Here is a 25,694-nt window from a genome sequence, read left to right as displayed (position 1 = left end):
GACGCTCGGCGCAGGCCCGCGTCGGCGGGCTGCGTCGTTTTTGGACGGCTGGCGGCACCGGGTAACCGTGGCCGGTAGCGCCCGTCAGCGCCTGTTGCCCCGTCGCCCAGGCGGCCGCAGGGTTCAGCCCGGCCCATTGAAGCGGATGCCCGGAAACGTCAGGCGCGGCATCCGGCCTTCCAGGAACGCGAGGAGTTCGCGCACCTGCGCGGCTTTGCCGGAGTCGTCCGGCCAGACGAGGTAGTACGCGTCGCCGGTATTGACGGCCGTCTTGAACGGCAGCACGAGTTGCTTTTCGTCGATTGCCGTCGCGCACAGCGCGAGATCGCCGATCGAGATGCCGTGGCCGGCGATGGCCGCCGCGATGCCTTGTTCGAGCATGTCGAACACCTGCCCGCGCGTGATGTCCACGTCCAGGTCGTGCCCGCTGCCCTTGAGCCAGCGGCGCCAGTCGCGCCGGTCGGGCGACGGGTGGATAAGCTCGCACGCCGCCGGATTCGTGCGTGCGACCGTCGCGGTTGCACGCGAGCACACCGGAATCAGCCATTCGTCGAACAGCTTCACGCACTGCGTGGCCTCGCCGAACTTGCCCGTGCCGAGCAGGATCGCGCAATCGTAGGATTCGCTGAAGAAATCGACGGTGTCGACATCCATCCACACGCTCGCGATCTGCACCTCGAATGCGGGCCGCGTGTCGCGAAAGGCGGCCAGCGCGTCGAGCAGCCAGCGCATCGTGAGCGTGGACGGCGCCTTGAGCCGCAGCACGTCGCGTTGCGACTGGAACAGCATGCAGGCTTCCTCGATCTGCCGGAAGCCGCGCCGCAGGCCCGACGCGAAAATCTGCGCTTCCGCCGTGACGGTCATCCTGGGCCCGCGCCGGACGAACAGTTTCCGGCCGAAGTAGGCCTCGAGCGTCCTGACGTGCTTGCTCACCGCGCTCTGCGTGAGGCTCAGTTCCTCGGCGGCAAGCGTAAACGAGCCGGTGCGCGCGGCGCTTTCGAATGCGCGCAACGCGTAGACAGGGGGGAGCGGTTTGGCCTTCACGGGGCTTGAATATGAATAAAACTCATGTCATTCGACAGGATTTTCCGTTTTTCAGCAGCGGGCCGGGCACGCGATACTGCAAAAAACCATGCAATCCGCCGCGCTGAATCCCGATGATGCCATCGTAGCGCGCACGCGCGTCGATCCATCCAACAACTTTTTGTCATGGCACTCCATTACCCGCTGCTGTTCGCCTATCTCGCCGCGATCGTGCTGCTCATCGCGACGCCCGGCCCCGTCGTCATGCTCGTGGTCGGCACCGTCGCGCGGCGCGGGTTCCGCCAGGGCATGCTGACCGCGGTGGGCGCGAATGCCGCGAGCCTCGTGATGATCGCGGGGGCGATGCTGATGGTGTTCGGCGTCGTGCTCGTCAGCGATCGCCTGCTCACGGGGTTGCACGTGGCGGGTTGCGTCTTCATCGCGGTGCTGGCCGTCCGGACGCTGCTCGGCGAATGGCGCGCCGGCCGTACGCGCGACGCCAACGGTGCCGCGCCAGGCGAACCGGCGTCGCAAGCGTGGCGCTTGCCGGGTGTGGTGCGTGGTTTTCTCGTCGGCATCGCGAACCCGAAGGACCTGCTGTTCTTCGTCGCGTTCTTTCCGCAGTTCGTCGGCATCACGCCGGATTCCCGCGTGAGCCTGGCCATCCTGGCCGTGCTATGGATCGCGGTCGATTTCACGATCATGGTCGGCTACATGGCCGCGATCAACCATCCGCTGATTCACCGCAAGCAACGATGGATCACGGCCTCGTCGGCGGGTGCGCTGCTCGTGATTGCGCTTGCCGGGCTCGGCGGCGCGATCGCGGGTGGTGCGTAAGCCAGCGGACGATCTGCGTGACGTTTCGTTTGTCCTGTTTTTTGTCGAGTTCAATCATGTCCAGCACTGCCCCGACTTTCTCCGAGCACCTCTTTTCCTATGGCACGCTGCAACTCGAACCGGTGCAGCTCGCCACCTTCGGCCGCAGGCTCGACGGTCGCGAGGATGCGATGCCCGGTTACGCGATGACGATGCTGAAGATCGACGATCCGGAGGTGGTCGCGACGAGCGGGAAGACGCATCATCCGGTGGTGGCTTATACCGGCCGACCGGGCGACCGCGTCACGGGCACCGTGTTCGCGATCACGCGCGAGGAACTGCAGCACGCGGACGACTACGAAGTCGACGCGTATCGCCGCGATCGCGTGGTGCTGGAATCGGGCGTCAGCGCGTGGGTGTACGTGGATGCGGGTTCGCCGCGCCCGGAATGAATCCGGGGCACGGGAACGATCGACGTCGTCGCGTGTTTCCCGCTACCCGTTGCGCAGGAACACGACATAACCGCGGAACCACGGGTTTGCCGCGAGGTAGGGCGGCGCGTCCCATTCGCCGCCCTGGATGATGCCGATGCGAAACGGCAATTGCAGCCGCGCGACGCGCGGCAGGTAGTCCGCATAGTCGGGAATCGTGCGGCGGCCCTGGTAGGTCTGCACGACGACTTCGTCGACGATCCCCCTGAGCTGGTTGACCTGGTCGGTATCGATGCGGCTGCTCCAGTCGAGCAGCCCCGTGATGCTCAGCCGGCAATCGGCGGGCAGCGTCTCGCGCAGCGTCCGCAGGAATTCGAGGTAGTCCTGCAGGTGGCGCGTGCGTGCATCGAAGTCGATCTGGATACCGGTGATCGTGCGACCCGACGCGCGCCAGCGTTCGAGTTGCGCGAGCATGATCTGCGTGACGCGCGGCGTCCAGCGCAGCGTATGCGCACGATAGACGAGCCACACGCGCGCATGCGGCGCGGGTGGCAGCGCGACGCCCTGCGCGATCACGCGTACTTGCGACTCGTCGCGCGGGGAGGCCTCGATCTGCCCTTGCAGCACGTAGACGGCGCGGGCGCCGCGCACGACCGCCTGCGGCTTCACGCCCGCCCACAGCCAGAACGTGTCGTACTGCGCGGCATCGACGGTGCCGGCCAGCGCGACGCGTCCGGCCAGCAGCAGCGCCATACACGTGATAAACGCGACATACGCGACATTCGCGACACGCTTCACGCGGCGCTTACCAGTAGTAGCGGAGTTTCTGCGCCCACAGGCTGCCCGCGTAGCTGGCCTTCAGCGTATCGAACCAGCGCTTGCGCACGTTCTTCGGCACGTCCTTGCCGCCGCATTCGTTGGAGCCTGCCGGCGCATAGCATCTGATCGCGCGGTAGTACGCATACGCGCGGTCGTTCGGGTTCGCCTGTGTATCGGCCATCACCGTCACGTAGCTCGACATCCGCTCGTACGGCTTGCCCGCGAACTGCGACGGCGCCGCGCCGAGCGTCGGCGGCACGCGCGCGGCGGTCGCCGACGACGCGTTGCGCATCCACGGAGGCACCGCATCGCCTTCGAGGTTGGCCGTGAGCGGGTTGACGCGCACGAAATCGGCGAGGCAGTTCAACCCTTTCGCGTCGGCCGGATTCTGCTGGAGCGTCGCCGCGATGTCGCGCGCGGACGGGCACGTGTAGCCGTCTTCGTTTTTCGCGCCGGGCGCGACGAACGGCTTCAACGGATCGGCAGGCGTGCCGGACACCAGCGCGGCGTCGGCGATGAACTCGGCGTAGTGCGAACGCGTGAGTTCCTTGTACAACAGCGTGTACAGCGCGGTGTCGCGCAGCGCGCCGCCGGCCGCGGGGTTTTGTGCCTGCGCGCGCAGCAGGTCCGCATTGGCGGCGCGTCGCAGCAGCACGGCGCGGATCGCGGCGTTCTGAACGGGCGAATCGTCGGCGAACGCATCGTTGACGAGCCCGGCCTGTTCCAGGTTGATCGCGAGCGCGAGTTCCAGCGCCTCGCGCTGGAAGCGGAATTTCGCGAGCGGGATCAGGTCGCGCCACAGCTGGCGCGCCTTGTCGGCCTGGCCGCTATCCTCCAGCGCGAACCCGCGCAGCGCCTGCTGGCTCAGGCCGAAGTAGTCGAGCGGCTCGGCGGGCGCCTGCGGCAGCAACGCGAGCGCGGCGTCCGGCTTGTGGCCGATCTGGACATACCAGGTCGCGAGCAGGTAGTCGTAGAGCGCGGGCGCGTTCGCGAAGCGCGGCTTCTGCGCCTGCAGTTCGTCCAGGGTCAGCGGCTTGCTGCGGCTCGAATCGCTGTTGTCCGACGTGCGCATGCGCAGCAGGTCGACGGTCGCGAGCACGGTCGGCGACTGGATCTGGCGCGCGTCGAATTCCGAGCCGAACAGCAGCTTGCTGTCGAGTTCGTTCGCCAGCTGGATCAGCGGTACGTTCGACGTCGCCGGCGACCAGCGCGCGAGCGCGTGGCCGTAGAGGTCGGCCTGCTGCGTGACGTTGCCGCCGAGCCACGCGACCCGCCGCAGCAGCCCGTTCGCGGAGGTCGCGTAGCGTCCCTGCGGATAGATCTTCAGGTAGGTGCGAAACACCGTATTCGCGGCGTCGAGCGACACCTTCGTCACGCGGCCGAGCGACGGCGTCGGGTTGTCGTTGTCGAACACGTTGGCCTGCGCGGCGTTCAGCTGCGCGCGCCCGGCCATGTAGAGCCCGGTTTCCTTCAGCCACGGGTTCGCGCTGTGCGACGCGTTCGCGAAGGCCCGGGTCGCGGTGAGGAAATCGGCGCGGTAGAACGCGTTCGTGCCGTCGAGGTACGCGGCGAACTGCTGGCCGAGCGGCGACTTGACCGGCGGTTTGGTCCACGCGGCGCTCGCGCCGCCGGCGTTGCAGGTCTTCTGCGCGATGTCGGCGCGGGCCGCGCGCAGGCGTGCGGCTTCGTCGGCGGGGAGGCCGCCGGCACCGCCCAGTGCGTCGTTGAACGCGTCGGCGCCCGAGTTCATGCTGCGGCAGATGCTGCCTTCGCCGTCGGCGTAGCGGTTCGACGACGCGTCGCTATCCGCCGTGTTGCCGGCCTTGGCGGTCGTGTCAGGCTCCTTCTGCCCGATGTAGATCCACCCGGAGAAGTCCATCGGAAACGGCACGATGATCTGGTTGATCCGGTCTTTCGCGGGGATCGTCTTCGGGTCCGGAAACGCCTGCGCGACCTTGGCGCTGTCGACCATCATCAGCATCGCGTTGATGCGCGTGTCGTTCGCGGGGCTCAGCATCGGCAGGTTGGCGCACGAGTAGGCGGTCTGCCGGAGCGTGGTGGGCGCGTAGCAGCCATCGTCGCCGCTGGCATGGGCAGCCGGAATCCAGAACAGGCCGGCCGCCAGCGCGGCGAACAGGTGTCGGTGCAGCAATGGGTTTCTGGGCATTTTTTTCTTGTGCCGGGTGTGGGGCCGCAGCGGCCGGGTCTCTCAGGTGAGGCGTTTCGCCCCGGCGCGTATCGTACCGCACCCGAGGCCCCGGCCGCGAGCGCGCGCAGGCGGGCCGGCGAAATGGAAGTCCACTCAGTGTGGACGCATCGCCACCTTGAATCCGGACCGCCTGAATTAAGATGCAGCCGGCAGCGACGGACCTTCGACGACAGACGTCGGTCGGCGTCCTCGTTGCCCGACGGGGGTGGTCTGCCGAAGGCGGTGTTCGCATCGATCCGCACGACGGAGCCGATCATGACGGGGGGCGAACGGACGGCGGTTTTCGTGCCTGTTCAATAGCATTGCTTATCAATATGCCGATCGGTGCGGTACAGCGTATCGGCGAACGGCAGACGAGAGTACGCCGGAAAGAGAAAAAGAGGATTCCGATGAAACCCATTGCATGGATGGTCATGGCAGCCGCGCTCGCGCTGTCCGCATGCGGCGGTGACGACGTTGCCACGAACGGCGGCGCATCGTTGTCGTCGCCGAACAATTCCGGTTCACCTTCCGGTTCGACCTCGCCCGGCGGTGGCTCGAACGGCGGCTCGAACGGCGGGCCGACGGGCGGCGGGACCACGCAGCCGCAGGCCGGCTGGTCGAAGGCCGCCGCGGTGGACGGCAAGGGGCCGGAAGGCGAGCCGAGCGTGACCATCGACGCGAGCGGCAACGCGCTCGCCACCTGGATGACCAACGGCACGGCCGGCACGACCGGGAACGAGATGTGGGGCGCACGCTATGTGCCGGGCTCGGGTTGGGGAAGCGCGACGCGGCTCGACACGAGCGACGGTTCGCATGCGATGAATTCGCTGACCGGGGTGCAGCCGCAACTGGTCGGCAACGCGAGTGGGCAGGCGGTCGCATTCTGGACCGAGTGGACGCCGGGCCCCAACACGTATGCCCTGTGGGCACGCCCGTACACCCCGAATGGCGGTTGGGGCACCCCGGTCGCACTGGTGCCGGACATGGCCGGTTCGTCCTATTCGGCCGGCATGGACAGCCAGGGCAACGCGCTCGTCACATGGACACAGTCGATCAGCCTGCTCGACACGCGCATCGCGTGGACGCGCTATACGCAGGCCGGACAGTGGTCGCCGACGGCGCTGGTCCAGATGCCGGTGCAGACCGGGCCGGGTGCGGTGACCGGCGATACGGACAACGTGAGGCCGATGCTGTCGGTCCTGTCGTCCGGCCGCGCGGTGCTCGCGTGGCGGCAGACCAACCATACGAAGTCGGCGTTGTGGACGGCCACCTACGACGCGACCAACGGCTGGACCAACGTCAACCAGGCCGTATCGAATACGAGCCTGTTCACGACGATCATCTCGCCGGTCGCCGGCATGGACGCGAAGGGCAACATCACGCTGCTCTGGGGGCAACTCGACGTGACGGGCGGGAAGATCTACACCGCCACGATGTCGCAGCGCTACGTCGCCGGAACCGGATGGCAGCCCTCGCAGCCGGTGGCGCCGGCGATCGCGGAGCCGACGGGTTTCATCGCGACGCCGATGCTGGCCGTCAACGAAAACGGCGTGGCCGCGGCGATGTGGGCGGAAGGGGGCGCGGTCCTGCAGGCTAGCGTGTCCGATGCCGGCGGAAACTGGGGGGCGCTGCAGCGGTTGACGGAACACCTGAACGGGGCGGCGCTCCAGTACCCGCCGCTGGTGATCGACGCGGCCGGTAACGTGACCGTCGCCTGGCAGGACACGGGCACACCGAACGCGTCGCTCCTCCTCGTGGCCGGCTATCGGAACGGGACGTGGAGCACGTCGACGCTGGATCCGCAGGACGGGTCGTGGCCGGCGCTGGCCGTCAATGCCGCGGGGGCGATGGCGCTCGTCTGGCAATCGTTCGTCGCGAACGTCGGCAGCCAGATCCAGTCCAGCTTTTTTACGCCGGGCTCGTAATCGTGCCCCACCGGGAATTCGAAGGAGAAACCATGAAGCAGATCCTGCAATGCGCCGTCACCTTGCGGACGGCGCTGGGCGCGGCGGCCGCCGGCCTCGTGTTGTCCGCGTGCGGTTCGACGCAGATGAACATGGTCGACGTGCAGACGTCGACCGCGAAGACGCTCGGGCTCGCGTCGTCGGACGAGATCACGATCGCCAACGTGCAGTACGGGAAGAAGGACGGGCTCGGTGGCCAGAAGGTGAGTTACGACGCGACGACCGGCAAGGGGCGGCGTTTCGGCTGTACGGTGTTCATGATTCCGGGGCTCACGCCGATCGATCGGCCGACGTACAACAACTGGGAATGCCATCCGCAACGCTGATGGCCGCGGCAACGACGGCGCCCGTCGCGGGGCGCCCGTCGACCGCCTGGGTGGACGATGTGCCGCGCCGGCCTTGCGCCGGCGCAGTTTGGTCCGATAATCTGCGAACCGATCTATCCTCTCGTGTCGGCTCGATAAAAACACTGTCATGGATCAAACGGCATTCGTCCCCGTTTTCAAGTTTCGCACCATCGACTACCCCGAGCGGGACAGGTTCCATGTCTGGGTCAAGGACATGCTGTGCGACTGCCGCCTGGAAGACGACGGCGGCCACGGCGCGTTCGACGCGGAAGCGAGCGGCGCGGCACTCGGCCCGCTGATCCTGTCGGGCCGCCACTGGCGATCGCGCGCGCCGGCCTACCGGGTGCATCGGACCACGCGGCGGATCCGCCTCGACGGACAGGATTCGATCCGCTTCACGCTGCTGCTCGGTGGCCGGATGGCCAGCCACACCGGCGGGCCCGAACTGGTCAAAGGCGCCGGCGACGTGTTCGTGTACGACGTCGCGCAGATCAACGACTGCAAGGTCGAGGCCGGCGACGTGATCAGCCTGGTCGTGCCCAGGTACCTGCTGCCGAGCCATGCGGCGCAGGCGCACGGGCAGACGCTGACGAGCGGCGTCGGGCGGCTGCTCGGCGACCACATGCTGTCGCTGTTCCGCAATCTGCCGAATCTGCGCACGCACGAGATCCCGAGCATCGTCCAGTCGATGCTGGTGCTGCTCGCCGCGGCCGTCGCTCCGACCGCGCAGGCGCTGCACGACGCACGCGGCCCGATCGACGGGGCGCTGGCCGAGCGGGTCCGCCGCTACATCGACGTGCATCTGCTGGAGCCCGACCTCGATCCCGACCGGATCTGCCGCGACATCGGCGTGTCGAGAGCGCGGCTCTACCAGCTGTTCAAGGAAGACGGCGGCGTGATGCGGCAGATCACGCGGCGGCGGCTGCGTCACGCGTACCACGTGCTCGGCGACCCGCAGCGCCGGCATCAGCGCATCGCGGAGATCGCGTGGGCGCACGGTTTTCCCGACGAGAAGTATTTCCACCGGCTGTTCAAGGCGGAGTTCGGCCATACGCCGAAGGAAACGCTCGAATGCGCGGCCGCGCCGATTCTGCTGCCGTGCGATGCGGCCGGCGATCGATGGGCGGATGGCGGCCGGCTGGCGGGATGGACGCTGCCGTTCGGCGTGCTCACCAACTGAGCGGGCCGCGTGTTCCGGCCGCCGCGCGGCGGCTCGTTTCGTGCGTCACGCGTACGCGCTGCTGGCCGCGCCGCCTTCATCGACCTCGTCGATCGCGGCCCGCAAGTCGTCGATCGCCACCATCAGCTCGCGCACCTGCCGCAACGACGGGTACTGGTGCAACACCGCATGCCATTGCGGCATCGTCAGCAGCGCGTGCCAGACGACGCCGAGGCCGTCAGGGGTGGTATGCGGCTGTTGCGCGAGCGCGCTCGCGTACTCGAGGCTGGCTTGCGCCGACAGCAACTGCATCCGGCTCGCGGCGCCCAGCAGGCGCGGCGTCGCGTCCGCGGACGCATCGCAGCAATAGAGCACTTCCCGTTGCAGTGCGGCGTCGTCGGTCGTGAGCGCCCGCAGCGACGCGCCGTGCACGCGCACCGTGCCCTGGTGCGTCTCGAACGAATAGATCGTGTCCGGGTCGGCCTGCGCGAGCAGGGTCAGGCCGCGCAGCAGCCGCGGCAGATCGGTCGTCGCGGCATCCGCTGACGCTTTCGCTTCGACGAGGAAGCGCACGTTCCACGCGGGCGCCGGGTCATCGCCGCGAGGGCGTTCGAGCAGGATCGCGTCCCATTCGGTTTTCGCGCGATCGTGCCGGCCCGGTATCGACGACGGCACGCGCATCGACGTCACCACCCGGTACGTGCGGCGTGCGTCGACGGCGTCGAGCCTGCGGGCCAGCGCGTCGAGCGCCTGTGCGGCCAGCGCTTCGACGGCTGCGCCGCGCTGCTGCGATGCGACGCCCTGTGCAACGGCGACCGAGCTGCCTTCGAGCGGGCCCTGGCGGACCCACAGCGCACGGTAGCGGCGCACGTGCTCGTCCGATGCCAGGGCGTCGACACGCAGCAGGCGTTCGAGCGCGGGGCTGTCTTTCAGCTTGACGATGTCCTGTTCGAAGGCCGGGTCGGTCTTCATGTCGGGCAGTGCGAGCAGGTGCCGCAGCGTGTCGTGCAGATCGGCCCACGACGCGCCGGTGGCGGCCGCATGCAGCCGCGCGAGCCCGTCGCGTTGCCACGGCCGGGCGCTGCGCTCGAGCTTGGCGGGGTGCGCGACCGCGTTGACGGCGGAGTGCAGCGCGCGACGGTCCTGCTCCGCGTGTGCCGACAACGACGCGTATTCGCGCACGCTCGGCGCATCGTGCCGCAGCACCGCGGCCTGAAACGCGGGATCGCCGGAATGCGTATCCATCGCATCGCGGATCATCCGCGCGAGGGCGTCGATGAAGCGCTGCCGCAGCGCTGCGTCGGATGTGTGCCCGTCGCTTCGCATCCTGCGCGCTTCCTCGATCACGATCGCGAGCGTGGCGGCCGGGTTCGCGGCGTCGGCCGGCGACGACGCGCTGTCGAGCGGCGGCAGCCGGTAGCGGCGCACGACGGTGCGCAGGGTTTCGTCGAGCAGGGCGGGAAGCGGTGTCAGCGACATGTTCGATATCGGCGTGAAAGCGGTGCGCATGCCAAGAGGTGGGGCGCGGTGTGCGCGGGGATGTGCAACGTTATCACGGTGTGGCCGAAAGAGCGGATGGCAGGGCAGTCGCGCCGGCGCAGAACGCGAGTGCTCGCGGAGTCAGTTCCGCGCGATGTCTTTCGTCAGCGTCTCGATGGTCAGGGTGTGGTCGCGCGGTGTGCCCACACCCGCGTCGAACGGGCCCGTCGTTTCACCCATCGGAGTCACTCTGTGTGAGTTGCTGCGGTTTGTCATGGACGTCACGTCGTCCAGGGAAGGTTTCCAGGGATGGTTGAACGGCCGGACGGCGGTGATTGGCGACCGGGGCCGGCCCGGTCAGCCGGGCCCGCGCGCCGCGTGCATCAGGCCGTCAACGTCACCGACAAACTGCCGAGTTCGCCGAAGCGAACCGTCAGCGCATCGCCGAGCGGCACGTCGATCGCGCCCGCGTACGATCCGGTCGTCACGATCTGCCCGGCGCGCACCGGGTCGCCGCGCGATGCGAGGAAGTTGACGAGCCACACCAGCGGCTTCAGCGGATCGCCGTCCGGATGGCGGCCGTCGATCGTGCGGTTCAGCGCGCCTTCGAACGACAGCGCCAGCGTCTCGAGCGGCACGTTCAGCCCGTCGGGCACGACCGGGCCGACGCACAGCCCCTGGTTGAATTGCCCGTCGGCCAGCAGCTCGAACTTCGACGCGCGCGCGGGCTCCGCATAGCGGCAGCCGAGCACCTCGAGCACGATGCGCACCTCGCGGATCGCGTCGCGCACGTCCTGTTCGTCGTACGGCTGTTCGCGCGCGGGCAGGTCGCGATCGAGCACAAACGCGATTTCCGGTTCGATCCGCACGATCGGGCCGCCGACGACGCGGTACGGCGCATCGGCCTCGCGGATCGTCGACGCGAAGATCGGTGCGAGGATCACGCGGTCGGGCGGCGGCAGCGCGCATTTCCATCCGCCGACGGATTCGCCGAGCAGGTCGGCCACGCGCTGCTGGATCGCGAGCGCGGTGTCGCTGTCGTCGGGGCGCAGTGCATCGGGCAGTAGCGGGCCGGGCGAGCCGGCATGGCGGGCGGCGACGAGATGCTGGGCGGCGCCGTCCACGCGTTCGGTAGTCGTTGTCATGTCGGTTGAGCGAGTTGAAAGTGGGCCGGGAAATAAGGGCCGGACGAAAGTCGCACATCCGATGATAGCGCCTTCGGCATGGTGACCGCTCGATTCCGGTGCGCACGGGCGGCGCGCGGCCGCCGCGGGCCCCGCGGGCCCGGCGGATTCCGTCGCGCGCCGGCGGGTTCGACAAGCACGCGTATCGCGCGCCGCATACGCGAAGACGCACAAGGGTGCGGGCTCCGGCGCGTGTGCCGCGCCCTGCGTCGGCCGGTCGCAGCCGGCATGGGCGCTCGCTTGATCGCCGTCAACATTCGAACCTGCCGTCCGCCGATGATGGTGACAGGCCGCGCGCACCCAGCCGCGCGGCAATTCACCCCAGCGAGGTTTGCATGTACAAGAAGATCATGGTGGCCGTCGACGGCAGCGCTTCGTCGAAACTGGCGCTTGCCGAGGCCGTAAAGGTCGCGCTGGCAGGCGACGCGCAAGTCAGTGCCGTGTATGTGGTCGACAAGTCGGTGCTGTTCACTTACGCGGGCCGTTTCGATCCACACGCGCTCGTCGAGGAAATGCGCGACGACGGGCGCAAGGTGCTGCGCGAAGCCGAACAGGTCATCGCGCTCGCCGGTGCGAAAGGCGAAGCCGAACTCGTTGAGACGGAGAGCATCGGCGAGGACATCTCGGAACGCCTGCAGCGCTATGTGAAGGAAGGCGGGATCGATCTCGCGGTGGTCGGCACGCACGGGCGGCGCGGCATCCGGCGCGTGCTGCTCGGCAGTGTCGCCGAGCGCTTCGTGCGCGGCTCGAAGTGCCCGGTGCTGCTGATTCGCGGCGACGATGCCGACGTAGCGGCTGCGGCCGCGTAACACGGAGGGGCGCGATGATACGCCGCCAATCCAGAATCGTCGTCGCGGCGATCGCCGTGTTCGTCTCGCTCGCGGGGATGATGGCCGTCGTGACGGGGCTATTGTTCGACAACGCGATGGCGCTGCGCGGCGGCGCGGTCGCGCTGGTCGTCGGCGTGGCCGGCTTCGTCGTGATGCTCAATCCGGGCGCGAAAGGCGAGGAGTGACGACGCGTTACGCGGCGTCGCTCCCTGAAATCACGGCGCGCGGCGCGTGCGGTTACGTACCGCTCGTACCGCTCGTACCGGGCGACGCCGCGCCGTCCGGGCTCGCCCCCACGTTCAGCCGCTTCAGTGTTTCTTCCAGGTCCGCGTTGTCCGGCTGAATCTTCCGCGCCTGCGCGAACGCATCGCGCGCGTCATCCGCGCGGCCCAGCTTCCACAGTGCTTCGCCCTTGTGCGTCAGCCCGGTCGCATGGGCTTCGCGCACGTCCTTGTCCGCGTCGCCTTCCTTCGCGAGGATCGCGATCGACCGGTCGAACCACGTCAGCGCTTCGTCGTCGCGACCGAGGCGATGGAGCGCCCAGCCCTTGCTGTCGAGCGCATACGGGTCGTCGGGTGACTGCGCGAGGCGCGCATCGATCATCGCCATCGCACGATCGATCTTCAGGCCGGCGTTGACGAGGTCGTAGCCGATGCCGTTCAACAGGTCGCCCGAGAAATTGCCTGCGTCGAGCGCGGTGTCGATGCGGCCTTCGTCCCGCTCGGCAATCGCCAGCGCGATCATCTTGGCCGCGATCTGTTCCCGGAGTGCCCGGCCGAGGTGCCGGCCGTCGGCGACCAGGCTGCCGAGATACTGCGTGTAGAGATCGGGCGTGCCCGGATCGCCGGCATGATTGGCGATGTCCGTGCCGGGCCCCGCACACCAGTCGGTGTCCGCCGGCGCGCGCAATACCGTGCGACGCAACCTGAGCTTGCGGTCCACGTTCGACTGCACGAAGACGGTGTAGCCGTTGGCATCGATGCGCCCGCAGACGAGGTATTCCCCCGTCACGTCGAGTACGTACGGGTAATGGCCGTAGGGCCGCCCCGTATCTTCGTCGATCACCTGAAACGTCCCGCCGCTGTCGCCTTCGCCCACGACAGGCTGAAGCGCCCATTGGCTCTCGGGGTACCGCGCGGGCAGGCGGATCCGCACGGTGCGTCCGGCGGCATCGGTCGTGCCGAACACGACGCTGTCGCCGCCTGCCTGATGGGGCGGCAGCCCCGCGATCGCGTGTCCGGGCAGCAGCAACCGGTATCGCGCATTCGGCAGCGGCCGGTGCGTGACGGGGTCGCGCAGCACGAACCGATGCACATAAGGCCCGTTGCCGAACGACGCTGTCGGCGGGACATAGGTGCGCGCGTGGGCAGCGGGCAGCACGGCGCAGCTCAAGGCCGCGGCAGCGAGCGCGGCGAGAAGTCGGAATGTCATGGAATTGGCGTGCTTGTCGGTATGGATCTTGTTGTTCGACGGCCGGAAATCGACATGCGTTGACGCTGTTGCGAAACCGTCGTCGGCCTGCGGCGGATCGTATGGGCGCTCGGCGCAATTCAGTGCGGAACCCGCGCGCCGCAGCGTCATGCAAGGAAGCGGCGGACGAATGGCGTGCGAATGCAGTCGCAGCATAGCAGGCGTGTACCAAGCGCTCGTTTCCCGTTTGGTTTCGGTGCTGCACGTGGATCGACGATGTCGCGACTCGTGTCGGGTCGTGACATGTCGACCCGCACGACAATCGATTCCACAGCGATGAAACGGGTGAAACGACCTCAATTCGATCGATCCTCGCATCCTTTCGCGCTACGCGTCACCGCTGCGAACTTTCCGGCGCCCGGCGCCTGCCGTCCCCGGAACGCCGTGCGCGACGTATCCGGCCACGCGCGCTTCTGTCAAACTGGCGCCCATGAAACCGCGCCTCGCCTCACCGCCTTCCTCCGATTCCGCGCCTGCGCCCGCAGGTTATCCCGACGCCGACGAACTGGCCGCGCTGCGCGCATGGTACGCGGGCATGACCGTGCGCCAGGCCGTCGAGCGTTACCTGCCCGATCGTCTCGGCGAAGGGCGCTCGGCGCGCGGCGTGATCGGCGGGATTCGCCGCCGCCTCGTGCGCGTCGCGCGACAGGCCGGCCGGCCCGATCTCGCTGAGCGTCTCGGTCATCCCGACGGTGAGCGTATTCGGGAGGCGAAGGCGGTCGCCGAAGCGATCGGCCTGCTGCGTCATGCGCGCGCGCCGGTCCCGCAGATCAGCGACGACGTCGGCCTGTGGCTGCCCGCGCGTGCGGTCACCGCGCTGCGGGCGCACGGGATCGCGACGCTCGCCGATCTCACGGTGCGGATTCCGCGCCGGCGCCAGTGGTGGCGTGCGATCGCGGGCCTCGGCGTGGCCGGTGCGCGGCACATCGAGGCGTTTTTCGCCGCGCATCCGGACCTGACCGAACGGGCGCGCGCGCTGATCGCGGCGACGCCGCGCGGCAGCATCGTGCCGTGGGAGCAGTTGAAGCTGCCGCACGAGGTCGACGGCTCGGCCGGCACGTTCCGCGCGCCGCGCGCGACCAGCACGCTCGATGCGGACAACGATTACGCGGCCGTGCACGCGTGGCTGTCGCTGCACGAATCGGCCGCGACGCGGCGTGCGTACCGGAAGGAGGCCGAGCGGTTGATCCTGTGGGCGATCGTCGAGCGCGGCCGCGCGCTGTCGTCGCTGACGACCGAGGACGCGGTCGCGTATCGCGCATTCGTGCGGCGCCCGAGCCCGCACGAACGCTGGGTCGGGCCCGTGCGGCCGCGCGGCGCGCCCGACTGGCGGCCGTTCTCGGGCGCGCTGTCCGCGCGTTCGGCGGCGTACACGCTGTCGGTGCTCGGCGCGTTGTTCCGCTGGCTGATCGAACAGCGCTACCTGCTGGCGAATCCGTTCGCGGGCGTCAAGGTGCGCGACACGCGCGGCGCGAACGCACTCGACACGTCGCACGCGTTCACCGAAGGCGAATGGCTGCTCGTGCGCACGATCGCCGACGGGCTCGAGTTCCGCACCGGCACGGCGGCCGGTGCGCCGCAGTCGGGCTGGACGCCGGCCGCCGCGCAACGGCTGCGCTTCATCCTCGATTTCGGTTATGCGACCGGGCTGCGCGCGAGCGAGCTGGTCGGCGCGACGCTCGGCGGCATCGAGACGGATGCGCACGGCGACGCGTGGCTGAAGGTGGTCGGCAAGGGCGGCAAGGCCGCGCGCGTCGCGCTGCCGCCGCTCGCGCGCACGGCGCTCGACCGTTACCTGGTCGCACGCCGGCTGCCGGTCACGCCGGTGCGCTGGCGGCCCGATACGCCGCTGATCGCGAGCCTCGCGGAAGACGGCGCGGCCGCGATCACGAGCGTGCGGCTGTGGAAGGTGATGCAGCGTTTCTTCACGCAGACGGCCGATCAGGTCGAGGCCGACAACCCCGCGCTCGCGCAGAAGCTGCGACAGGCGAGCCCGCACTGGATGCGCCACACGCATGCGACGCATGCGTTGGCGCGCGGCGCGGAGCTGACGACCGTGCGCGACAACCTGCGGCATGCGTCGATCTCGACGACGTCGATCTACCTGCACGGCGACGACGTGAAGCGGGCGCGGCAGATGTCGAGCGCGTTTGCGGCAGACAAGTAACGACGTCGCGACGATCCGGCAGGGCCCGCGTGCGCGTCATGCCGGTTGTCGGTTCGCGTCGGGTTGCGCGAGGCGCTGCGCCGCACGCGCCACGACCGCATGACGATCGGGCCGCACGCGCTCGAACAGCGCGGACACCGATGCGAGAATGTCCGGCGCGGCCTGCTCGGGACGTCCGCAGTCGAACGGCGGCTCGGGCGCATATTCGATGCCGAGCTGCACCGCTTGCGCGTAGGCCGGGCCGGCCAGGTCGGCCATCACCGAGAGCGCCATGTCGATGCCGGCGGTGACGCCGCCCCCCGTGACGACCGGGCCGTCGCGCACCACGCGGCCTTCGTCGACAATTGCACCGAACGGCGGCAGCAGGTCGCGCCACGCCCAGTGGCAGGCGGCCCGCCGGCCTTGCAGCAACCCGGCCGCGCCGAGCACCAGCGACCCGCTGCACACGGAGGTAACATAGCGGGCGCCGAGCGCGAGCCGGCGCACCTCGCGGACGAATGCAGCGTCGGCGATCGCATCGATCACGCCGAGCCCGCCCGGCACGCAGACGAGATCGGCGTGCGCGATGTCGGCGAGCCGCTCGACCTCGGCAACGGTCAGGCCGCTGTCCGCGCGAATCGATCCGCCGCGCACCGAGGCCCGCCGGATCCGCGCGCCCGGCAGACGCCAGAACACTTCGTCCGGCCCGGTGAAATCGAGCTGCGTGACATGATCGAACAATGCGAAAACGACGACGAACGGCGTGGTGGCCATCACGATCTCCCAAGGTATGAGCGGCGTGTAGCATCGCGCCGCGCGCTGTCCGTCGCAATGTCATTTCTCCCGCACTTTCTGCCATGACCCATCGCGTCGCCATGCTCGTGTATCCCGGTTTCCAGGTGCTGGATGCCGCCGGGCCCGTTTCCGCGTTCGAGATGGCCGACTACGCGCGCACGCCGTATTACGCGGTTCGCATCGTCGCGGCGCAGCCGGGGTTGGTGCGCAGTTCGTCGGGCGTGAGCTGGCACGCCGAACCGTTGCCGGATGCGGAGGATCTCGATACGTTGCTGGTCGCGGGCGGCGACGGCGTCGATGCCGCGATGGCCGACGCGGCGACGTGCGCGTTCGTCCGGCGCTGCGCGGCGCGCGGCATCCGCGTGGCGAGTGTCTGTTCGGGCAGCCTGCTGCTGGCCGCCGCCGGTGTGCTGGACGGCCGGCTGGCGACCACGCACTGGGGCTGCGGCGAGCGGTTTGCGCGGGCGTTTCCGCAGGTGCGGCTTGCGCTCGATCGCATCTACGTGAACGACGGGCCGTTCTGGACGAGTGCCGGCATCACGGCCGGCATCGACCTGACGCTCGCGTTGATCGGCGAGGATCGCGGCGAGCGGCTGGCGCGTGCCGTCGCGAAACGTCTGGTCGTGTACTACCGGCGCCCCGGCGGACAGTCGCAGTTCTCGGCGCTGATCGAACTCGACAGCGCGCAAGGGCGCTTCAAGCCGTTGCTCGACCACATTCGCCGCAATCTCGGCGCACGCTTGCGCGTGAGCGACCTGGCCGAGCAGGCGTGCATGAGCCCGCGTCAATTCGCGCGGGCGTTCCAGACGGAAACCGGCCTCACACCGGCCAAGGCCGTCGAGAAACTGCGCGTGGAAGCCGCTCGCGCGGCGCTCGAAAGCGGGGCGTCGTCGCTGCAGCGCGTGGCGAACGAGTGCGGTTTCGGCGATACCGAAAACATGCGGCGCAGCTTTCATCGCTGGCTGGGCGTCGCGCCGTCGGCACTGCGTTCGTAGGCGGGCGTTGCCGCTTTGTTACGTCGTCGATCGCGATCGTCTCGCTCGGCCGCGCGCCGTCATGTGACTGTCGCGACACGGAACGACACGACACGGCACGCAGCGTGTTGCGGGCCGCGAATGCCTGCACGTGCCTGAATGCACCCGAATGCGCGTTCCGCCGACGAACGGATGACGCACCGCAGCGCATCCGCCGATCAGGCGGAACGGTCGGGCACACGCTGCGGTCATACACCTTTTGCAAGGAGCAGGGATGGCATCGAGCCAGGGCACAGTCGATTTCATCGTCGAGCAGATGGCGGCGGCCGGCACGGTATCGGCGCGCAAGATGTTCGGCGAGTACGGTATCTATTGCGACGGCAAGATGGCGGCGCTCGTCTGCGACGATCGGCTGTTCGTCAAGCCGACGCCCGAAGGCCGAGCGTTTCTCGGCACGTGCGAGGAAGGCTCGCCGTATCCGGGCGCGAAGCCGCACCTCGTCATCTCGGGCGAGCGCTGGGACGATCGCGAATGGCTGTCGGCGCTGATCCGGATCACCGCCGCGCAGTTGCCGGTGCCGGTGAAGCGGCGTCGATAGCGGCCTCTTCGCATGCAATGTTGCGCTGCGGCCAGGCGTATTCTGTGACACATGCGCGCGACCATCGCGCGCCAGGCGGGAGCACAAGAATGAAGACATCCGGACATCCGCGCGGCACGTGGCTGGCTCGCCGCGCCCGGTACGCGCTCGTCGCGGCCCTGTGTACGGGCTGGAGCGCGCTGTCGTTCGGCGCGGACGATGCGGCGGCGTTGCTCGACCGTTACCGCAGCCTCGGCGCGCAACTGAAGGACAACGCGTTTCATCGGCCGCTGGTGCTCGAATCGGCGGAAGCGTCGTCGTCGCTGAAGGGCGACATCTACGCGGTGGTCGACTATCCGTTCTCGGTCGTGAGCGGCCAGCTCGACGATCCCGCGCAGGGCCCCGCGAACTGGTGCGCGGTGCTGATCCTGCACCTGAACACGAAGTACTGTCATGCATCGGGCGGCGGCAACGGCCCGGTGCTCGACGTGAACCTCGGCCGCAAGATCCAGCAGAAGCTGTCCGACACCTATCGCGTGCAGTTCCGCTATCGCGTGGCGGCCGCATCGCCCGACTATTTCCAGGTCGACCTGACCGCCGACAGCGGCCCGATGGGCACGAAGGATTACCGGATCGCGCTGGAGGCTGTGCCGGTCGGCGCGTCGCGCACGTTCCTGCATCTCACGTATTCGTATGGTTTCGGCACGGTCGGCCGCATGGCGATGAAGACCTACCTCGCGACCGTCGGCAGCGACAAGGTCGGCTTCACGAACGTCGGCGGATCGGCCGCGCAGCCGCAGTACGTCGGCGGCGTGCGCGGGCTGCTGGAGCGCAACACGATGCGCTACTACCTCGCGATCGATGCGTATCTCGCGACGCTCGACAAGCCGCTCGACCAGCGCCTCGCGCGCTGGTTCGACGCGACCGAGCAGTATCCGCAGCAGCTGCACGAGGTCGAGCGCGGCGCTTATCTGCAGATGAAAGTGCAGGAGGTGCAGCGGCAGCAGGCGGCGCGATGACAGTGTGGTTCCCGGTCGCGCCGCCGCGCGTCAGTTCGACGCGCCGCCGACCGTGCGGATGCTGTGCCACTGCCCCTGTTCGACGCGGAACAGCGTGTACGGCGGCTTGATCAGGTCGCCGCGCTCGTCGAACGAGATCTTTCCGGTCACGCCGGTGACCGACACGCCGGGCAGGCTCGCGACGATCTTGCCGCGATCGAGCGAATCGGCCTTGCGTACCGCCGCAATCATCGCGAGCGCCGCGTCGTACGAGAACGGCGCATAGAGCTCGACATCCTGGTTGAAGCGTGCCTTGTAGCGCTGCGCGAACGCGACGGCGGACGGCAGCTTGTCGAGCGCCGGCCCCGGTTCGAGATCCTGCGTGCCTTCGCCTGAGGTGCCGGCGATCTTCAGGAATGCATTGCTTTTCAATGCACCGGCGCCGAACAGCTGCGCGCGGATGCCGAGCGAGCGCATCTGCTTGACGAGCATCGCGCCCTGTTCGTCGAGGCCGCCGAAGAACAGCAGGTCGACGTTGTTGCTCTTCATCGTCGTCAGGATCGCGCGGAAATCGACGGCCTTGTCGTTCGTGTATTCGCGCGACACGATGCTGCCGTGCGCGTCCTTCACGCCCTTCTCGAACGCGTCGGCGAGACCCTGGCCGAACGCGGTGCGATCGTCGATGATGCCGATCCGTTTCGCCTTCAGCTGCTCGACCGCGAAACGGCCGGCCACCACGCCGCCGACGCCGTCGTGCCCCATCGTGCGGAACACGTTCTTGAAACCTTGCATCGTCAGTTGCGGATTGGTCGAGCCGGGCGTGATCATCGCGACGTTCGCCTGCTTGTAGACGGCCGACGCGGGAATGCTGCAGCCCGAGTTGTAGTGGCCGATCACGCCGACCACGCCGTCGTCGACGAGCTTCTGCGCGACCTGGATCGCGATGCGCGGATCGGCCTGGTCGTCCTGCACGTCGAGCACGAAGCGCACGGGCTTGCCGCCCACGGTCGGATGTTTCGCGTTCTCTTCGTCGAGCGCGAGTTGCGCGCCGTATTGCAGATCCTTGCCGACGCGCGCGACGGGCCCCGTCAGCGGGCCGGCGAAGCCGATCTTGACGGTTTCGGGGTCCGCGGCCTGCGCGGATGCGCCGACCGTGCCGATCGAACAGACGGTCAGCCAAACCAGCCAGTTACGACGATTCATGATGGATGCCTCCTTGCAGTGGTGAAAATCGCGGCGCGCGTCAGAATCGCGCGGCCCGGTACGGTGCGAGGTCCAGCGGCGGTGCGCGCTGGGCGACGAGGTCGGCGACGATTTGCCCGGTGATGCCGGCGAGCGTCACGCCGAGATGCTGATGGCCGAATGCGTGGATCACGCGCGCGCTGCGCCGCGCGCGGCCGATCACGGGCACGCCGTCCGGCAGCGTCGGCCGGAAGCCGAGCCAGCTGCGCGTCGGTGCGCCGAGCGACGGCACGGCTTCGCGCGCGGAACGCGTGAGCAGCGCGACGAGCGACGGATTCATCGGCGCGTCGAAGCCGCCGAGTTCGACGGTGCCGGCCGCGCGCAGCCCTTCGTCGAGCGGTGTCATGTAGAAGCCGCGCTCGGCCCAGCCGACCGGCCGCGAGACGATCGGCTCGTGCGCGCCGAACTGCACGTGATAACCGCGCTCGGTATCGAGCGGCACCGTGTCGCCGCACGCGGCCGCGAGTGCGCGCGAGCGGGCGCCGGCGGCAATGACGACGTGATCGAAGGTGCGCACGGCGCCGCCCGCATGAACGGTCACGCTGTCGCCGGCGGGCTCGATCCGTTCGACGCGCGTGCGTTCGAGCGCGGCGCCGTCGGCGGCGAGGTGCGCGAACAGGGCGCCGAGAAATCCACATGGATCGGAGAAGTGCCAGCTTCCGACGAACAGCACGCCGCGCGTGAAGATCGGCGCGAGTGCGGGCTCGAGCCGGCGGATCGCGCTCGCGTCGAGCGTCTCGAACGGCACGCCGAGCCGGCGCCGCAGCGCGAGCGACGGCTGCGCGGCGTCGAACGACGCCTGCCGCGCATACAGGTACAGGCATTCGCGCGGCCGCACGAACGCGGCGAGCCGCGACGGTGCAAGCAGCGGCGCATAACCGTCGGCGGCGCGCGACAGCAGCGCGGCCAGCGCGGTCGCGCTGCGTGCGTGGCGCGCGGGCGTCGATGCGAGCAGGAACCGCACGAGCCACGGCGCACCGCGCAGCAGGTACGGCCAGCGGATGCGCAGCGGGCTGTCGGCGGCGAACAGGAAGTGCGGCATGTCGCGGAACACCGACGGGCCGTTCACCGGCACGCAGCCGTACGGCGCGAACGTCGCGGCATTGCCGAACGACGCGCCCTGGCCGATGCCGGCCGGATCGAACAGCGTCACGCGATGCCCGTCGCGCTGCAGCCATGCCGCCGCGCCGAGCCCGATGAAGCCTGCACCCACGATGGCGACATTCGCCATGACGCGTTCCCTCCGGTCCACATGATTCACACAAAGTTGCGATCAAGAATCACACAGTAATTTTTTGTGTGCAATCAAAATGAGATTGTGTGGTGCTAGTGTTTACCCGATTCCAACTGACTGATTCGACAGACTTTTCAGCTGACGTTTGACGGGGAGGGGATGTCGGATACAATCGCTGGGCAGGTCAAAATGGCAGACAAACGCTTTTTGTGTGGTCACGGGCGATAAATGGCATCAGACAAACTTTCCGGCGAGCGCGCCGGCGGCGCGCCGGCGCAGGCGAAGCGGCCGACCTACGTCGAGGTATCGAGCTCGATCGAGGAGGAAATCCGCAGCGGCATGTATCCGCCGGGCAGCCGCCTGCCGCCGCAGCGCCAGCTCGCGACCGAGCTCGGCATCAACGTGTCGACCGTGTCCCGGGCGTACAAGGAATTGCAGCTGCGCGGCCTCGTGATCGGCAGCAAACGGCGTGGCTCGCTCGTCACCGGCGGCGCGATGCCGAGCATCGAGCCGGCCCGCGCGTCGCTCGCGGCGGGCAACGGCGTGATCGACCTGACGGTGAACCGCCCGGCCACCGGCGAGTTTCTCGCGAGCCTCGCGCAGACGTTCGGCACGCTGCCGAACGACCCGCGTTTCGCCGCCCTCCAGGAATACCAGCCGCCGCAGGGCCCCGACTGGGCGCGTGCCGCCGGCGCGCAGTGGCTCGCCGCGCCGGGCTTCGCGCCGTCGCGCGACCAGGTGGTCGTCACGAGCGGCGCGCAGCACGGGCTGTACGCGGTACTGAACAGCCTGATCGGCACCGACGGCGTGATCGTGGCCGACCGCCTCACGTATTACGGGCTCAAGGCGCTCGCGCCGGTATTCCAGTTCGAGATCGTGAGCGCGCCGGCCGACGACGACGGCCTGCTGCCCGACGAGATCGAGCGGATCTGCCAGCGCATGCCGGTCAAGGCGATCTTCGTCGTGCCGAACCTGCAGAACCCGACCGTGACGACGATGAGCCTCGCGCGCCGGATGGCGCTCGTCGACATCGCGCGCCGCCATCACGTGACGATCATCGAGGACGACGTATACGGCCCGCTCGTGCGCGACCGGCTGCCGGCGATCGCGGGGCTGTGCCCCGAGCTGACGTTTCATATCGGCGCGACGTCGAAGATCCTCGCGCCGGGGCTGCGCCTCGGCTATCTGAGCTGCCCGCGCGACAGCGTCGCACTGTGCGCGGAGGCTGTGCGCACGACCGCGTGGATGCCGGCCCCCACGTCGATGCTGATCGCGACCGTGTGGATCGAGGACGGCACCGCCGAGCGGATCATGGGCGCGCAACTCGCGGAGATCCGCGCGCGCGTCGATCTGGCGCGGGAGCTGTTGCCGGCCGGGCAGCTGAAATCCGACCCGGCGTGCATGTTCGTGTGGCTGCGCCTGCCGCCGCCGTGGCGCGCCGACGACTTCGCCGCGAACGCGAAGGCGCGCGGCGTGATCGTGATGCCGTCGTCGACGTTCGCGGTCGATCGCGCGGAGATCGAGCACGGCGTGCGCATCAATCTCGCGTGCCCGGCCTCGCGCGACGAACTCGTCAACGGGCTGCGGATTCTCGCCGGTACGCTGAAGGACCGGCCGCGCGCGCTGTTCGGTTCGATCTGACGGCGTCCGCTCAATCGAGCAACCCCGCGACGACGTCGACGATCCGCTGCAGCAGCGCTTCGTCGTAAGGCAGCCACGGCACCGCGCGCAGCGGCGACGGCGGCGGCTCGATCGCGGCATCGACGGGTTCGCCGTCGCGCATCACACGCCCGGTCGCGCAATGCACCGACCACGCGCCGACGCGCACGTGCCGTTCATCGATCGTCATCTTCCCTTGCGCCACCGGCCCGGCGAACACGAGCGACAGCACGTGCCGGCGATGCCGCGCCATCGTGCCCAGCGGCACGTCCGACAACCGGTTCAGGCGCTGCCAGCGTTGTGCTTCGCGCTCGCGCTGGCGCGCCGGGTCGACCGTGAGCGCGGCCGTCGCCGCGCGGGTTGCGTCGTCGTCGAGCGCGAACGCGGCGACGCTGACGAGCAGATCGACCGCGCGCGCCACTTCCGAGAACACCACACGATCGATTTCGCCGATCGGCAGCGGTATCCAGTGCCGGTCGTGCCGGCGTTCGAAGTGCAGCCGGCGCGACGTGCCGTGGCTTTCCGAGCCCGGATAGAGCCGCGCATCGACGAAGAAAGTCGCGCGCACGTCGCCGAATTCTCGGACGAGCCCGTCGTCGTACGCGCGGATCGACCAGCCTTCGCGACGCGCGACGCCGATCAACTGCCGGCTCGACAGCACGTGGCCTTCGAACATCGCGGAATCGCTGGCGGACGCGTCGCCGTCGGCCGGTACGTAGTATTCGCGGAAGGCCTGCCTGACCGGCTGCCGCAGCGTGCGGCCGACGATCGCGCGTTGCCAAGCGAGCCGCTCGTCCGCATCGGCCAGCAGCGGGTGCCATAACCGGATGTCGCTGTCGCCGGCGATGTCGATCGCTTGCCCGGCCGCGTCGCGCAGCACGACCTTGCCCTTTGCGATCTCGGGCATGAACGACTGCGTCGACCCATTGCGGCCGCGCGCGTGCCAGATCGTGCGTGCCGCGAACACGGCGCCGGCCGGCGCATCGATGAGGCGTTCGCGCCATTCGGCGTGGCCGAGCGTCATCGACTGCCAGAAGCCGGCTTCCATGCAGGTCGCGAGCATCGCGAGCTGTTTCTTGTCGGGCTTCGCGTCGAGCGTCATGCGCAGCGCGGTGTGCGGCCGCTCGCCGAGCGCGCGTTCGGCCGGCTTCAGGTTGCGTGCCAGCTTCTTCTGCACGCCCGCGTGACGCACGATGGCGAGTGCATCGCGCAGCGCGCGCACGCCCTCGGGGGTCGGGATCGTCTCGACCGCGTGGCCGAGCGCGATCGCGAGCGACTGGGACGGCGCGGTCTTCGCGGCCGTCGGCGCGACGCACACGCCGGTCAGCAGCGGCCCGATCAGCGGGCGCAGCCATGCTTCGTCGCGATAGGCGGCCACGCGGGCGGCCCGGGCGACGACCTGCGCGTCGTCGGTCGTGAAAGCACGATCGGCCTCGTATGGGACGGCGCCCGCATGGAGCGCCGCCAGTCGTTGCGCGGCTTCCGTCAGCGCATCGCGCGCGAACGCGACATACGCGGCGTCTTCCGCGAGCGTGACGGCCGGATCGCTCAAGTCGAGCCACAACCGCCTCGGCGCGAAATAACCGTTGTTCGTCGCGGCCAGCGCGAGCAGCCCGGCCAGCCCGAGTTCGGGCAGCACGTCGAGTTCGCGCACGCGAAACGGCGAATCCGCCAGCGCCTGCGCATACGCGTCGCGTCGCGCCGAGAAGTCGCGGCGGCCGGCGAACCGGTCGAGCGTATACACGCCATACGTGCTGGACGCGGTGCGCTCGTCGCCTTCCTCCGGCTCGCCCGCGATGCGCGCGAGTTCGGCCTGCAGCGCGGGCGACGGCAGCGCGTCGAGGCAGGGCAATTCCTCCAGTGCGCGTTTCCAGCCGCCGGCCGGGATGTCGCGGAACAGTTCGAGCGCGGCGTCGGCGTCGACGAGCGGCACGAGTCCGAGCGCATCGATCTGCCGGTGCAGCCAGCGCGCGAAATCCGCGCGCGGATCCTCGAATGCCTGGTCGTGCACCATGATCTCGTACTCGACACGGCGCAGGGCCGGCCAGACCGCGCCGAGCGCGTGCGCGTCGAGCGTCGACAGGTCGATCGGCGCGCCGGCGAAGCGCTGATGGTCGGCGCGGCTGGTCAGCCGCGCGACGAGCTGGTCGACGAGGGCGCGATCAGTCATCCGTGGGCCTCGGTGCCGGCCGCGTCGTTCCTGCGCCATTTCTGTACGTTCCGGGCGTCGCGGATCACGCCGCCGAGGTCGGATGCCTGTTCGATCGTGTACTGCATGGTCTGACTCCGGGAATGAAAACCGAGCGGACGCACAGTATTGCACCCCAATTGATGCAGCCGGGCGGAAGGCCGTGCG

General features: G+C 69.0%; 22 protein-coding genes. 12 read left to right on the top strand and 10 right to left on the bottom strand.

Going from position 1 to position 25,694, the window contains the following annotated elements; all coding sequences use genetic code 11:
• Positions 1–123: 123 nt before the first annotated feature.
• Complete coding sequence (locus tag DPV79_RS17445) at positions 124–1,044, bottom strand: LysR substrate-binding domain-containing protein (protein WP_042973769.1); 921 nt, start codon at positions 1,042–1,044, stop codon at positions 124–126.
• Positions 1,045–1,209: 165 nt separating this feature from the next.
• On the opposite strand from DPV79_RS17445, the gene DPV79_RS17440 reads away from it, so the two are divergent.
• Together DPV79_RS17440 and DPV79_RS17430 are read left to right on the top strand one after the other, a co-directional pair.
• Positions 1,210–1,860: a LysE family translocator gene (locus tag DPV79_RS17440; protein WP_113046042.1), complete on the top strand. Its 651-nt coding sequence runs from the start codon at positions 1,210–1,212 to the stop codon at positions 1,858–1,860.
• Between the two features lie 56 nt (positions 1,861–1,916).
• Complete coding sequence (locus DPV79_RS17430; protein ID WP_059687470.1) at positions 1,917–2,291, top strand: gamma-glutamylcyclotransferase family protein; 375 nt, start codon at positions 1,917–1,919, stop codon at positions 2,289–2,291.
• A 42-nt stretch (positions 2,292–2,333) separates the two neighbouring features.
• Here the strand turns inward: DPV79_RS17430 and DPV79_RS17425 are convergent, their stop codons facing one another.
• Together DPV79_RS17425 and DPV79_RS17420 are read right to left on the bottom strand one after the other, a co-directional pair.
• Positions 2,334–3,023: a DUF3142 domain-containing protein gene (locus DPV79_RS17425; RefSeq protein ID WP_048028434.1), complete on the bottom strand. Its 690-nt coding sequence runs from the start codon at positions 3,021–3,023 to the stop codon at positions 2,334–2,336.
• Between the two features lie 52 nt (positions 3,024–3,075).
• Entirely contained in the window at positions 3,076–5,256 is a 2,181-nt protein-coding gene (locus DPV79_RS17420) for a PA5441 family protein (protein WP_113046040.1), read from the bottom strand.
• Positions 5,257–5,687: 431 nt separating this feature from the next.
• Between DPV79_RS17420 and DPV79_RS17415 the strand changes: the two genes are divergently transcribed.
• From DPV79_RS17415 to DPV79_RS17405, 3 genes are all read left to right on the top strand, one after another.
• Positions 5,688–7,205, top strand: coding sequence for a hypothetical protein (locus tag DPV79_RS17415; RefSeq protein WP_113046062.1), 1,518 nt, complete (start codon positions 5,688–5,690; stop codon positions 7,203–7,205).
• Between the two features lie 32 nt (positions 7,206–7,237).
• On the top strand, positions 7,238–7,570 hold the full coding sequence (locus DPV79_RS17410) for a hypothetical protein (RefSeq protein ID WP_034196211.1): 333 nt from the start codon (positions 7,238–7,240) through the stop codon (positions 7,568–7,570).
• 148 nt (positions 7,571–7,718) lie between these two features.
• On the top strand, positions 7,719–8,771 hold the full coding sequence (locus DPV79_RS17405) for a helix-turn-helix domain-containing protein (RefSeq protein WP_113046039.1): 1,053 nt from the start codon (positions 7,719–7,721) through the stop codon (positions 8,769–8,771).
• Positions 8,772–8,816: 45 nt separating this feature from the next.
• Here DPV79_RS17405 and DPV79_RS17400 read toward each other — a convergent pair whose 3' ends face one another.
• Positions 8,817–10,229, bottom strand: coding sequence for a 3-deoxy-D-arabino-heptulosonate 7-phosphate synthase (locus DPV79_RS17400; RefSeq protein ID WP_113046061.1), 1,413 nt, complete (start codon positions 10,227–10,229; stop codon positions 8,817–8,819).
• A gap of 383 nt (positions 10,230–10,612) precedes the next feature.
• Positions 10,613–11,374 (bottom strand): 2-keto-4-pentenoate hydratase, encoded by a 762-nt coding sequence (locus tag DPV79_RS17395; RefSeq protein ID WP_113046038.1) that lies wholly within the window; start codon positions 11,372–11,374, stop codon positions 10,613–10,615.
• 374 nt (positions 11,375–11,748) lie between these two features.
• Here DPV79_RS17395 and DPV79_RS17390 point away from each other — a divergent pair, with 374 nt between their 5' ends.
• Together DPV79_RS17390 and DPV79_RS17385 are read left to right on the top strand one after the other, a co-directional pair.
• Positions 11,749–12,222 (top strand): universal stress protein, encoded by a 474-nt coding sequence (locus DPV79_RS17390; protein WP_027792431.1) that lies wholly within the window; start codon positions 11,749–11,751, stop codon positions 12,220–12,222.
• Positions 12,223–12,236: 14 nt separating this feature from the next.
• Positions 12,237–12,428: a DUF2964 family protein gene (locus DPV79_RS17385; RefSeq protein ID WP_113046037.1), complete on the top strand. Its 192-nt coding sequence runs from the start codon at positions 12,237–12,239 to the stop codon at positions 12,426–12,428.
• 52 nt (positions 12,429–12,480) lie between these two features.
• Here DPV79_RS17385 and DPV79_RS17380 read toward each other — a convergent pair whose 3' ends face one another.
• The gene (locus DPV79_RS17380; protein WP_113046060.1) at positions 12,481–13,674 is read right to left on the bottom strand and encodes a tetratricopeptide repeat protein; all 1,194 of its coding nucleotides are present in this window, start codon (positions 13,672–13,674) and stop codon (positions 12,481–12,483) included.
• A gap of 469 nt (positions 13,675–14,143) precedes the next feature.
• Here DPV79_RS17380 and DPV79_RS17375 point away from each other — a divergent pair, with 469 nt between their 5' ends.
• Positions 14,144–15,880, top strand: coding sequence for a site-specific integrase (locus DPV79_RS17375; protein WP_113046036.1), 1,737 nt, complete (start codon positions 14,144–14,146; stop codon positions 15,878–15,880).
• A 36-nt stretch (positions 15,881–15,916) separates the two neighbouring features.
• On the opposite strand, the gene DPV79_RS17370 is transcribed toward DPV79_RS17375, so the two are convergent.
• Positions 15,917–16,633, bottom strand: a complete 717-nt coding sequence (locus DPV79_RS17370; protein WP_113046035.1) for a DJ-1/PfpI family protein — start codon at positions 16,631–16,633, stop codon at positions 15,917–15,919.
• An 83-nt stretch (positions 16,634–16,716) separates the two neighbouring features.
• Here DPV79_RS17370 and DPV79_RS17365 point away from each other — a divergent pair, with 83 nt between their 5' ends.
• The 3 genes from DPV79_RS17365 (at position 16,717) to DPV79_RS17355 (ending at position 19,224) form a co-directional block, all read left to right on the top strand.
• Positions 16,717–17,649 carry a GlxA family transcriptional regulator gene (locus DPV79_RS17365; protein ID WP_113046034.1) on the top strand — a complete coding sequence of 311 codons (933 nt, stop codon included), beginning with the start codon at positions 16,717–16,719 and terminating at the stop codon, positions 17,647–17,649.
• Between the two features lie 253 nt (positions 17,650–17,902).
• Positions 17,903–18,226: a TfoX/Sxy family protein gene (locus DPV79_RS17360; RefSeq protein ID WP_021157895.1), complete on the top strand. Its 324-nt coding sequence runs from the start codon at positions 17,903–17,905 to the stop codon at positions 18,224–18,226.
• Positions 18,227–18,315: 89 nt separating this feature from the next.
• On the top strand, positions 18,316–19,224 hold the full coding sequence (locus DPV79_RS17355; RefSeq protein WP_113046033.1) for a hypothetical protein: 909 nt from the start codon (positions 18,316–18,318) through the stop codon (positions 19,222–19,224).
• 30 nt (positions 19,225–19,254) lie between these two features.
• Here the strand turns inward: DPV79_RS17355 and DPV79_RS17350 are convergent, their stop codons facing one another.
• Positions 19,255–20,406, bottom strand: a complete 1,152-nt coding sequence (locus tag DPV79_RS17350; RefSeq protein ID WP_113046032.1) for a branched-chain amino acid ABC transporter substrate-binding protein — start codon at positions 20,404–20,406, stop codon at positions 19,255–19,257.
• A 40-nt stretch (positions 20,407–20,446) separates the two neighbouring features.
• Positions 20,447–21,676 carry an NAD(P)/FAD-dependent oxidoreductase gene (locus DPV79_RS17345; RefSeq protein WP_113046031.1) on the bottom strand — a complete coding sequence of 410 codons (1,230 nt, stop codon included), beginning with the start codon at positions 21,674–21,676 and terminating at the stop codon, positions 20,447–20,449.
• A gap of 231 nt (positions 21,677–21,907) precedes the next feature.
• Between DPV79_RS17345 and DPV79_RS17340 the strand changes: the two genes are divergently transcribed.
• A complete protein-coding gene (locus DPV79_RS17340; RefSeq protein ID WP_113046030.1) occupies positions 21,908–23,320 on the top strand; it encodes an aminotransferase-like domain-containing protein in 1,413 nt (470 codons plus the stop codon).
• A gap of 10 nt (positions 23,321–23,330) precedes the next feature.
• On the opposite strand, the gene DPV79_RS17335 is transcribed toward DPV79_RS17340, so the two are convergent.
• The gene (locus tag DPV79_RS17335) at positions 23,331–25,508 is read right to left on the bottom strand and encodes a DUF4132 domain-containing protein (RefSeq protein WP_113046029.1); all 2,178 of its coding nucleotides are present in this window, start codon (positions 25,506–25,508) and stop codon (positions 23,331–23,333) included.
• Positions 25,509–25,694 lie beyond the last annotated feature (186 nt).

The sequence above is a fragment of the Burkholderia reimsis genome, from assembly GCF_003294055.1.
Lineage (GTDB): Bacteria > Pseudomonadota > Gammaproteobacteria > Burkholderiales > Burkholderiaceae > Burkholderia > Burkholderia cepacia.
Note: the sequence above shows the minus strand (reverse complement) of the source record. Positions and strands in the feature narration are given on the sequence as shown.

Excerpts from the sequence above, each read along its gene's own strand:
- DPV79_RS17395 (WP_113046038.1), bottom strand. The coding sequence starts at position 11,374 with ATGACAACGACTACCGAACGCGTGGACGGCGCCGCCCAGCATCTCGTC.
- DPV79_RS17340 (WP_113046030.1), top strand. The coding sequence starts at position 21,908 with ATGGCATCAGACAAACTTTCCGGCGAGCGCGCCGGCGGCGCGCCGGCG.
- DPV79_RS17440 (WP_113046042.1), top strand. The coding sequence starts at position 1,210 with ATGGCACTCCATTACCCGCTGCTGTTCGCCTATCTCGCCGCGATCGTG.
- DPV79_RS17365 (WP_113046034.1), top strand. The coding sequence starts at position 16,717 with ATGACCCATCGCGTCGCCATGCTCGTGTATCCCGGTTTCCAGGTGCTG.
- DPV79_RS17390 (WP_027792431.1), top strand. The coding sequence starts at position 11,749 with ATGTACAAGAAGATCATGGTGGCCGTCGACGGCAGCGCTTCGTCGAAA.
- DPV79_RS17370 (WP_113046035.1), bottom strand. The coding sequence starts at position 16,633 with ATGGCCACCACGCCGTTCGTCGTCGTTTTCGCATTGTTCGATCATGTC.
- DPV79_RS17375 (WP_113046036.1), top strand. The coding sequence starts at position 14,144 with ATGAAACCGCGCCTCGCCTCACCGCCTTCCTCCGATTCCGCGCCTGCG.
- DPV79_RS17405 (WP_113046039.1), top strand. The coding sequence starts at position 7,719 with ATGGATCAAACGGCATTCGTCCCCGTTTTCAAGTTTCGCACCATCGAC.
- DPV79_RS17385 (WP_113046037.1), top strand. The coding sequence starts at position 12,237 with ATGATACGCCGCCAATCCAGAATCGTCGTCGCGGCGATCGCCGTGTTC.
- DPV79_RS17430 (WP_059687470.1), top strand. The coding sequence starts at position 1,917 with ATGTCCAGCACTGCCCCGACTTTCTCCGAGCACCTCTTTTCCTATGGC.
- DPV79_RS17335 (WP_113046029.1), bottom strand. The coding sequence starts at position 25,508 with ATGACTGATCGCGCCCTCGTCGACCAGCTCGTCGCGCGGCTGACCAGC.
- DPV79_RS17415 (WP_113046062.1), top strand. The coding sequence starts at position 5,688 with ATGAAACCCATTGCATGGATGGTCATGGCAGCCGCGCTCGCGCTGTCC.
- DPV79_RS17360 (WP_021157895.1), top strand. The coding sequence starts at position 17,903 with ATGGCATCGAGCCAGGGCACAGTCGATTTCATCGTCGAGCAGATGGCG.
- DPV79_RS17400 (WP_113046061.1), bottom strand. The coding sequence starts at position 10,229 with ATGTCGCTGACACCGCTTCCCGCCCTGCTCGACGAAACCCTGCGCACC.
- DPV79_RS17420 (WP_113046040.1), bottom strand. The coding sequence starts at position 5,256 with ATGCCCAGAAACCCATTGCTGCACCGACACCTGTTCGCCGCGCTGGCG.
- DPV79_RS17410 (WP_034196211.1), top strand. The coding sequence starts at position 7,238 with ATGAAGCAGATCCTGCAATGCGCCGTCACCTTGCGGACGGCGCTGGGC.
- DPV79_RS17350 (WP_113046032.1), bottom strand. The coding sequence starts at position 20,406 with ATGAATCGTCGTAACTGGCTGGTTTGGCTGACCGTCTGTTCGATCGGC.
- DPV79_RS17345 (WP_113046031.1), bottom strand. The coding sequence starts at position 21,676 with ATGGCGAATGTCGCCATCGTGGGTGCAGGCTTCATCGGGCTCGGCGCG.
- DPV79_RS17380 (WP_113046060.1), bottom strand. The coding sequence starts at position 13,674 with ATGACATTCCGACTTCTCGCCGCGCTCGCTGCCGCGGCCTTGAGCTGC.
- DPV79_RS17355 (WP_113046033.1), top strand. The coding sequence starts at position 18,316 with ATGAAGACATCCGGACATCCGCGCGGCACGTGGCTGGCTCGCCGCGCC.
- DPV79_RS17425 (WP_048028434.1), bottom strand. The coding sequence starts at position 3,023 with ATGGCGCTGCTGCTGGCCGGACGCGTCGCGCTGGCCGGCACCGTCGAT.